The organism is Leptospira hartskeerlii, assembly GCF_002811475.1.
Lineage (GTDB): Bacteria > Spirochaetota > Leptospiria > Leptospirales > Leptospiraceae > Leptospira_B > Leptospira_B hartskeerlii.
This window is the reverse complement of sequence record NZ_NPDL01000018.1, coordinates 1-7,944: the sequence shown is the minus strand read 5'-3', so window position 1 is coordinate 7,944 and position 7,944 is coordinate 1. Positions and strand designations below refer to the sequence as shown.

Annotated in this window: 9 protein-coding genes; 8 read left to right on the top strand and 1 reads right to left on the bottom strand. The window is 36.5% G+C overall.

The window, feature by feature from the left end; genetic code table 11:
- Nucleotides 1-80: 80 nt before the first annotated feature.
- Nucleotides 81-1,103 carry a hypothetical protein gene (locus CH352_RS18815; RefSeq protein WP_100708290.1) on the bottom strand — a complete coding sequence of 341 codons (1,023 nt, stop codon included), beginning with the start codon at nucleotides 1,101-1,103 and terminating at the stop codon, nucleotides 81-83.
- A gap of 576 nt (nucleotides 1,104-1,679) precedes the next feature.
- Here CH352_RS18815 and CH352_RS18810 point away from each other — a divergent pair.
- The 8 genes from CH352_RS18810 (at nucleotide 1,680) to CH352_RS18775 (ending at nucleotide 7,789) form a co-directional block, all read left to right on the top strand.
- Nucleotides 1,680-2,072, top strand: a complete 393-nt coding sequence (locus CH352_RS18810) for a MerR family transcriptional regulator (protein ID WP_100708289.1) — start codon at nucleotides 1,680-1,682, stop codon at nucleotides 2,070-2,072.
- Nucleotides 2,057-2,413: a YnfA family protein gene (locus tag CH352_RS18805; protein WP_207766727.1), complete on the top strand. Its 357-nt coding sequence runs from the start codon at nucleotides 2,057-2,059 to the stop codon at nucleotides 2,411-2,413. The genes CH352_RS18810 and CH352_RS18805 overlap by 16 nt, the downstream gene beginning before the upstream one ends.
- Before the next feature lie 217 nt (nucleotides 2,414-2,630).
- Nucleotides 2,631-3,257: an SH3 domain-containing protein gene (locus tag CH352_RS18800; protein WP_100708288.1), complete on the top strand. Its 627-nt coding sequence runs from the start codon at nucleotides 2,631-2,633 to the stop codon at nucleotides 3,255-3,257.
- Nucleotides 3,258-3,427: 170 nt separating this feature from the next.
- Nucleotides 3,428-4,189: a hypothetical protein gene (locus tag CH352_RS18795; protein WP_100708287.1), complete on the top strand. Its 762-nt coding sequence runs from the start codon at nucleotides 3,428-3,430 to the stop codon at nucleotides 4,187-4,189.
- Complete coding sequence (locus tag CH352_RS18790) at nucleotides 4,189-4,425, top strand: hypothetical protein (RefSeq protein WP_100708291.1); 237 nt, start codon at nucleotides 4,189-4,191, stop codon at nucleotides 4,423-4,425. The genes CH352_RS18795 and CH352_RS18790 overlap by 1 nt, the downstream gene beginning before the upstream one ends.
- 612 nt (nucleotides 4,426-5,037) lie before the next feature.
- Nucleotides 5,038-5,778, top strand: a complete 741-nt coding sequence (locus CH352_RS18785) for a hypothetical protein (RefSeq protein WP_100708313.1) — start codon at nucleotides 5,038-5,040, stop codon at nucleotides 5,776-5,778.
- Between the two features lie 205 nt (nucleotides 5,779-5,983).
- Nucleotides 5,984-7,243, top strand: coding sequence for a PIN-like domain-containing protein (locus CH352_RS18780; RefSeq protein WP_100708312.1), 1,260 nt, complete (start codon nucleotides 5,984-5,986; stop codon nucleotides 7,241-7,243).
- Nucleotides 7,244-7,468: 225 nt separating this feature from the next.
- Nucleotides 7,469-7,789, top strand: coding sequence for a DUF7683 domain-containing protein (locus CH352_RS18775; RefSeq protein WP_100708311.1), 321 nt, complete (start codon nucleotides 7,469-7,471; stop codon nucleotides 7,787-7,789).
- Nucleotides 7,790-7,944: the final 155 nt, after the last annotated feature.

The window sequence follows — 7,944 nt, the reverse complement described above, 5'->3', positions numbered from 1 at the left end:
TTCTGTCACTGCGCTTGCTTGTGCGCAAGCTCGTGCCATTGCGAACGTCGCCAAGCCTTGGTCGTTAGTCGCCATCTAAATTATGATTTTATGTGGTCCCGAATCTTTAAGATTCCTGCACTCATTGTAGTCACAAATTCTGTGTATTTGTCTACAAACGTAGAAATATTATTTCGGAAGTCTTCTTCGCTAATGCCTATCGAATTTAAGTGATGATCTAAAGAGATTTCTTTAAATCCAATGGTTAGCACGCCGTATCTACTCGTTCCCTTTTTGAGCGGGAACGTCATAATCGTTCCTAATTCGAAAGCCTCGGACCCATCGTGTCTTTCATAGTAAAGACGAAATCTTTCTCGATAATACTCTTTCTTTGATTCATTAGAAATTCCATCTAGAATACTTTGAACTTTGTCAACATTTGTTAAAAAACCCACCAGGTTTCTTGAAAAACTATATTCAGCTAACGATGCGTACGTTTTCGTTGGACTAATGATGCGGAAGCTATGAGATTTTCTTCCATTAATAAATATTCCATTTATCATTGGGAAGAGAAGTGGTTCCAAAGCATTATTGTTAGCTTTATAGATATCGATTTTTGTCTCAGGTGGGTTGTCTGAGAATAAATTATTGAAAAAAGAATGTAAGCATTTTGCGAGATTTTCGAATAATTTTGGTTCTGTAATTTCAGAAAGATAAACTTTCACCTTTTGTTTTGAAGAAGCTTCGTGAATTAAATTCATCCTTTCCCCGAAGTAATCTATAATGATATAAAATGATTCGTTCATAACTTCATTGATCTTCTTGAAAGCATCGTTTTTTCTCGCTGTCATTCGTCGTTTGAAATAGAACACAATTGAAGCAATAATTAGAAGTAAAATCGAGAAGTATATCGTAAAGAATTCCGGTTTTACAAAATATCCTTTTACAAATTCAAAATCCTTAGCAGCAAATAAGAATCCGCCAATAATTGTAGATAATAGAAAGTTTGCTGTATCGAAAAACACACTGCTAAAAATGAACGATTGAGTGCCATTTTTTATACTCTGCCACAGAAAGAAGCCTCTGAGATGCATAACGCTTATGTAATCGCTAAATTTTGGCATATTGTGATATCCTAAAGTTGACTAATGGATGTCTTTTAGAAAATTCAGTCAATAAATATTTAGACGGCGACTAACTTTCGGCTTGGCGTTACGCTTCGAGATCGCATTCGCGACTCTCGCTCCAGGCTTCGCCACATTTCGCTTTGTCACTCGCCTTGCAGAGCAAGCCTCGTGCCAAGTGCTTTCGCACTCGCGAAACGTCGCCAACCCTTGGTCGTTATGCGAAATAAACCAAAGATTATTTTGTATTTCCAGGCTTACATGAACAGTCAATTGAACAAGTGTGAGGTTTCTTTCTAATTTTCCAAACTATTAGTAATATTAAACTAAACGATAGGAAAACTAATCCAAGTTTCTCGCTCCATTCAAATAGAAAACTAAATCCTGCTAGCCCACTTATACCAATTACAAATGGGGCGAGACAACATAATCCGCACAGCCCTATACCTACCACGGATAACTTTCCTGACCACTTTAGTAGTGGATTCCTGTTTTTTAACATTCTATACCTCTGTTTCATTTTTTATCAGTCTAAACCGTGGAGTTAACTCTATTGTCAATAGGGGTTTCGAAAAAATGTTAATCGGTGAAATTGTTAAAAAAACTGGAATTTCGAGAGATACAATTCGATTCTATGAGAAAGAAGGTCTGTTTAAAAACTGTCTTATCGTTCGGAGAGGTAACAATTATAAAGAATATTCATCTGATGTCTTAGAACAACTCCAGCTAATTCTGACACTGAGAAAATTAAACTTTTCTCTATCTGAAATTCGAAATTTAACCAAAATAGGTAAACCGAACCTCCTTGATTGTAATGACCTTTCTAAGTCTATTAACAAAAATATAGAAATTATTGATGAACAAATTCATGCACTTTTAAAATTGAAAGATGATTTGATTAAAGTCGATTCAGCTTGTACACCAAATTGTAGTTTTATAGATAAAAAACCCACATGCTTAAATTGTTAAATTCTGAAATATTTCTATTATACTTAAAACCTACTCTTATTTTCATATTAGCCGGCCTATGTGAAATCGGGGGCGGTTATCTAGTTTGGCTTTGGATCCGTGAAAATAAATCAATAGGTGTTGGCATACTTGGATTTATAATCTTAGGCTTTTACGGTTTAGTTGCGACTTGGCAGCCTGCCAATTTTGCAAGAACCTATGCTACATACGGTGGGATTTTTATAGTAATGTCACTCGTTTGGGCTTGGAAATTTGATAATTTTATACCGAATAAATTTGATCTAATTGGTTCAGCTATTGCTTTATTTGGAGTAATGATTATCTTTTTCGCGCCAAGATAATATCTTTATACATGGTTTACTTCGCATAACTATCGCCTCAGCCGCTACGCTTCGGGCTTGCTCCGCAACCCTCGCTCCGGCCTTGCGGCACATTTGCTTCTGTCACTTCGTTTGCATGAGCAAACTCGTGCCATCGCAAACGTCGGCTAGGCTTGGTCGTTATACGAAATGCGGACAAAATTTATCAGTGGTTACGAACTTTCAAAGGAAAACATGAATGAAATATTTCTTCTATAGTTTCACTGCTATTCTAATTTCTATTGGGTGCATAACAACGAAGAATCCTCCACTAATTGAGATTGAATATAGATTTATCACAGCTGCTAAAGGGCTTAATTTGAGATCAGAACCTAATGTGCAATCTGAAGCTATAATCTTGATTCCAGCAGGCAAGATTGTAGCTGTTAAAGAAAAATCGAAGCAGCCTAGTGAGCTTATTAATGGAATTTCAGGAAATTGGCTTAAAGTTAAATATACCTGGCACGAAGGCTGGATATTTGATGGTTATTTATCTCAGATTAACTCATTATCGAAAAACGCAAACGAGCTTCAAGATTTCTCTGGAATTTGGTATGGTGATTGGGTCTGTAATGGAAAACGTTCGTATATTCAAATAATAGCTTCTGGTTCTTATCACGGGCTTCTTTTCGACGGAGGAGATGATGGTGGCTGCACGACTTCGAAAATAAACGGTAAAGTAACATTTGTAGATGGTATGATTTGTCTTTCTGACTCAACTGTTTGTTTTTATCGTTGGGAGAATAAAATTGTAGTAGCAACACCTAATACACCTTTGGTCGAGAACTTTGGTAATGAGATTGTGTCAGGGTTTTCGAAGCGCTAAAAGTCCGCACTTCGCATAACTATCGGTGCTTCCGCAGCGCTTCGAGATCGCTAGCGCGACTCTCGCTCGGGCTACGCCACATTTACTTCCGTCACTTCGTTTGCAGAGCAAACTCGCGCCGTCGTAAACGTCGGAACACCTTGTTCGTTAGGCGCCATGCATAAATATTTATGAAAAAGAAAATAACAGATTTAATTATCGACTCATTGATATTCAGTGGGTTGCCATTAGTTAGAGCAGCAAATTTAGAATCTACAAAAACATACTTCGGGAATGATATCCCAAATTTCGTAACCAAGCATGAGATTATTTTTATAATTGCAATAGTTAGCATTTTTATTATTCGTCAGACTTTCTCGCTTATCGAATTTCCCGAAAAGAATGATAAAGTAGATGAGTTTACGAATATCATTGGTGCTATATTTACAGATATTGTAAAAGAATATTCGACTAAAGTCGCGGAAATTTCGAACGGAGCTTCTCCCACCTTTCGTGTAAATATAATGCTTAAAAAAAGGAAATATTTCTTTTTCACAGGCATGAAGATTTACTATTTCGGTTCTTCTATAGAAAAGATTCATTATAGCGAAGATGAACTCGATTACCTTTGGTCAAAATCAGAAGGTACATGTGGTTCTGCTTGGGATAATAGCAGAATTTGTATTTATGACAAAAAGGATAATACCTTCCGAAGACCAGTTAAGAGTCTTAAGTCTAGAGTGAGACCATTTGTTAGCAAAATCGGCTCAGTGATTAGCATTCCAATTTGGTCTAAGACAGATAATAAATGTGTCTTTGGTATTTTAAGTTTAGATAGCAGTTTTACGATCGACAGAACCTTATTTGATAGGGATGATATTGTGGATATACTAGCAAAACATGTTGTTCGCCTATCTTTAATATTAGAAAAATTCAGGAATGGAGTATGGTAATGAAATACATTAAAAAAGTAATAGTTCATCCTGCTGATAATGACAAATATTCTGAAGTTGAAATAATCAAAAGAGATAAGGCCAAAAGCACTTTAAAAAAATTGGGTGCAGTAAGAATCAAAATCGATATTAATGAGCTCAAAAATATTACTTTCGAATTATCAGAAGAAGAGATTGAAGAATTCAAAGATAAGTTGAAGGGAAGTATTAAGGACGCAAAATATATCAAATATTAAAATTATGCACGGCGTATAACTATCGCCTCAGCCGCTGCGCTTCGGGCTGCTTCGCACCCTCGCTCCGGCCTCCGGCACATTTGCTTCTGTCACTGCGCTTGCTTTGGCAAGCTCGTGCCATTGCAAACGTCGGCTAGGCTTGGTCGTTAGGCGCAATATCGCGATTTCTTTTATTTTTTATAATATAAGTTTTGAATTTTACCTTAGAGCCGAATCAGGATCCACTTAAGGTTCGACCGCTTTTCACCCTTTTCTTGCCTTATATAGTAGACTAAAGAATTCTGATAATGTTTGGTTTCTTCTGATTTATAGTAACCTTGATATTAAAAGAAACGAAAAGGGTTCGCTACCTTATATTGTGAAAGTGAATTAGTCACTAATTGACTTTTTCGCTAGTAGATGATTTTATAGATTAGGGTTTGGGTGCATCGTGTTAGGAGCGATACTGCTGCCTAACTTTCGCCTCAGCCGCAGCGCTGCGGGATCGCTACGCGACCCTTGCTTGGCCTCCGGCACATTTGCTTCTGTCACTTCGTTTGCATGAGCAAACTCGTGCCATCGCAAACGTCGGCTAGGCTTGGTCGTTAAGCGCCATTAAGTAACAATTATCAAATGAAAATAAATTTTAGCTCTCAATCGGACGATGATCGGGAAAACCATGTAATTTCTGAATTTGTTGAATTCATTGCTGATGACTTTGGCGAATTTGAAATAATTAATATAGAAAGAATTCCTGAGACCGATTTTCAAACTCCAGATTTTTTAGTTAGAGACCTGCTGAGTATCGTTGAGATTAAGAAAGTTACTGAAGATCCTTCGTATATGCAGAAAATAGGATCTCTTCGACATGACATACTATCTAAAATTAAAAGGGAAGTTGAGAATAAATTAGGCAATTTAACAGATAATATTCTGGTTTCGATAAATAATTCGAAAGCCCTAAAATCCAGAGGGAAAGAGTATGAGTCATTAATTCAAAATATATCTAAAGATATTCGCGAGAAAAATGATTATGGATTTTCAGGGGATTACGGCTACCGTATTGACCGTAATTCAGAGGGTGCTCCTCGGCTGACGGTAATATATTCTGGATTTGAATATCCTTCTCCTGAAAAACTTGCTAGACATCTAAAAGACGTAATGGCAAATGCAATAGTTCAATTAAATAATTACAAAGAAGCTTATAGATTGAAAGACTATAAAAAGATTCTTGTTTTTGACCATTTCTTTACTCATGCGGAAGATCTTTCACTTACTGTGAATGCAATTGAAATTGCATATAATCTATTATCTTCTAAAGACTTGGATAATATCTTTCTTCAAATGAACAAAGCTATTATCAAGGTGAGATAGTTGTCTTGATATTACTTAACGGCGCTTAACTTTCGCCTCAGCCGCTACGCTTCGAGCTTGCTACGCAACTCTCGCTCCGGCCTCCGGCACATTTGCTTCCGTCACTTCGTTTGCTTGAGCAAACTCGTGCCGTTGCAAACGTCGGCTAGGCTTGGTCGTTATGCGCAATGACCAATGAATTTATAATCAAATAAGAATTAATATTATGAAACAGACATTTCTTCAGCTTTTAGGAAAGAGTAACATTATAGATTATAAAAAGAGCCTAGATCAATACTTTAACAGAATTGATAACGTTCTTTCGAATACAGTTGATTTCCCTATTATTTTAGACGCAAATGTTCTCCTCCAGATGTATAGGCTTTCATTTAAAGCGAGAAGTAAACTTTCCAGTTTTATTAAAGATAACTCTAAAAGAATATTTATAACTAAACAAATTCAGAAAGAATTCTTAAGAAATCGAGAAGAGGTTGTAGATTACTTCTATTTAGAAGGAACAAATAGCTTAATTGATAATTTTCAAAAGAATTGTATAAATTCAGTCAAATCTTTTTTAAATGAGAATAAAACCATTTTAATTGATTATGAAGATATTGAGAAAAAAATTAAAAAATTGTCAAAAGATTTTGAGGCAATAGTTCCTTCTCTGCAAGAGAAAGTCTCGGAGACGGTAAAAAAACATAAAGCTGCAAAGCATCAGGATGAGTATTTGACGATTTACTCTAGTCTTTCAATAATTGACGTTTTAAAGGAGGATGATGTAAAAGTCGTAAAAGATGAATTTGATTCTTTAAAGAAAGATTTAAAGGATGATGCACACGTTAGCAAAGAATTAAATAAATCAAAATCATATTATATTTTCCCTGGAATGGGGGATATTCTTAAAAAACCCGATGATCCATATGGTGATTTCATCATTTTTCACGAGGTCCTTGAATTCATGAGAAATGAAGCAACAGATGCTATCTTTCTGACTTACGATTCTTCTAAAGGTGATTGGCTTAAACAATCTAAGGAACCACATCTTCATTATATTGAATCTGTCTTTCTTGCAACTTCCAAATCACTTTATATTCTGGACGCAGAGCGATATTTTGAAGGATTACTGGATATTTCTTTTAAATCGGTTCCGGTATCGGCGGCTTTTAGCTATGGAGAAGAATTTGAGATATTAACAAATCAATATGTTTTATTATGGATCAAGCTTGAGAAACTTCTGAGGGATTATGCAGAGAAGAATAATCTTTTTCAAGGCGCTGTTTTTCCTATTGAAAGAGCAATAAGAGTTCTTTTGGATACTGGAATAGTGGATTTGAGATCGTATAACGAGCTTCGCGAGTTGTATCTGATTAGAGGCCATATTGCTCATGGAAATTATGGTAGAGTAGTTCGGTTGACGGAAGAACGAATTGTTGAGTGTATAGATCGTGTTAATTACTATATAGCAACATTTGAAAAACTCTGATAAGGATATTCGGTCACTGCGCATAACTTTCGCCTCAGCCGCAGCGCTGCGGGATCGCTTCGCGACCCTTGCTTGGCCTCCGGCACATTTGCTTCTGTCACTTCGTTTGCTTGAGCAAACTCGTGCCATCGCAAACGTCGGCTAGGCTTGGTCGTTATGCGACATGGCAAAAATCAATTTATTACTAATAAATTTTAGCAGTTAACGTCTTTTGAGGAAGAATTGATGGTTCAAGAACCAGAATGGCTAATTCGACAATTAGAGTGCTTTGATAAAAGAACAGAGGAACTCGTATATGTAAAGAATTTACCCAAAAGTGATTTACGCTTGTTTCAAATTCAATGGGATCAGCCAGAAAATGAGCCGATGATTGCTTGCTTTGAAGTCACTAATAAACAAGTTCAATTTCTAAAAAGCTTGGATCCGATACTAGAATTGAATTTTCAAGAATATGATTATTTTATTGGCGCAGTCACGAATAATTGGGAACAAACAGTGAAAGATGGTGGTTTTATGGGACTATTTCCACCTCCAATCGACTTGTGAGATTTTAGATTATAAGTTTAACTATAGATGCCACGTCGCATAACTATCGGCTCTGGCGTTCCGCTTCGGGTTGCTTCGCACCCTCGCTCCAGGCTTCGCCACATTTCGCTTTGTCACTCGTCTTGCGTGGCAAGCCTCGCGCCAAGTCCTTCGGA